Annotated in this window: 1 protein-coding gene; it reads right to left on the reverse strand. The window is 64.8% G+C overall.

Annotated features, from left to right (window positions below):
* The coding region (gene ftsZ / locus LQV45_RS33715; RefSeq protein WP_230012150.1) for a cell division protein FtsZ at positions 1-950 on the reverse strand (950 nt) is incomplete at its 3' end.
* Between the last annotated feature and the right edge of the window lie 278 nt (positions 951-1,228).

The raw sequence follows: 1,228 nt of genomic DNA on the forward strand, positions 1-1,228 counted from the left end.
GCCTTGACGTCGTCGAAGCCGGCGGCGATGACGGTGACGCGTGCCTCGTCGCCGAGGGCGTCGTCGATCACGGCGCCGAAGATGATGTTGGCCTCCGGGTGGGCGACTTCCTGGACCAGGCGGGCTGCCTCGTTGATTTCGAAGAGGCCAAGGTCCGAGCCGCCCTGGATGGACAGCAGCACGCCGTGCGCGCCGTCGATCGATGCTTCCAGCAGCGGGGAGGCGATGGCCAGCTCCGCGGCCTTCACGGCGCGGTCTTCGCCGCGGGCAGAACCGATGCCCATCAGCGCGGAACCGGCACCCTGCATGACGGACTTGACGTCGGCGAAGTCGAGGTTGATCAGGCCGGGGGTGGTGATGAGGTCCGTGATGCCCTGGACACCGGAGAGCAGGACCTGGTCGGCGGAACGGAACGCGTCCAGGACGGAGACGTTGCGGTCGCTGATGGAGAGCAGGCGGTCGTTCGGGATCACGATCAGGGTGTCGACTTCATCGCGCAGGGCGTCGATGCCGGCCTCGGCGGAGCCGGCACGGCGGCGGCCTTCAAACGTGAAGGGGCGCGTCACGACGCCGATGGTCAGGGCGCCAAGGGACCGTGCGATCCGGGCGACGACGGGGGCGCCGCCGGTTCCGGTTCCGCCGCCTTCGCCGGCGGTGACGAAGACCATGTCTGCGCCCCGGATGACCTCTTCGATTTCATCGGCGTGGTCCTCCGCGGCCTGCCGGCCAACTTCAGGGTTCGCGCCAGCACCGAGTCCACGGGTCAGCTCACGCCCGACGTCGAGCTTGACGTCGGCATCGCTCATCAACAATGCCTGGGCATCGGTGTTGATGGCGATGAATTCGACGCCGCGAAGACCGACCTCGATCATGCGGTTGACTGCGTTCACGCCACCGCCGCCGATGCCGACGACCTTGATGACGGCCAAGTAATTCTGCGGAGCTGCCACGTTACGTGTCCCTTGTTCGTGTACTAATGCGAAAACTGATCGAGTCCTGCTTGAAGCTTTGAACCTTAACCTTCGACTTGAAGGTTATAGTTATGTCAAGTAACTCATGTCTGTGACGGTATTTCCTATGCAGGGGACATTCAATAACCGGCGCCGCGTGTCGCGCGATTACCGGGCAAATAGCCCCTGTAAGTAGTCCCGCGGGCAGCTGGACGTCCGCTGGACATCCGTGACGCGGCGGATCCGATTGCCGGCTACCGCGTGACAGGGTGCCGGGG

It is taken from the genome of Microbacterium sp. Bi128 (assembly GCF_918698205.1).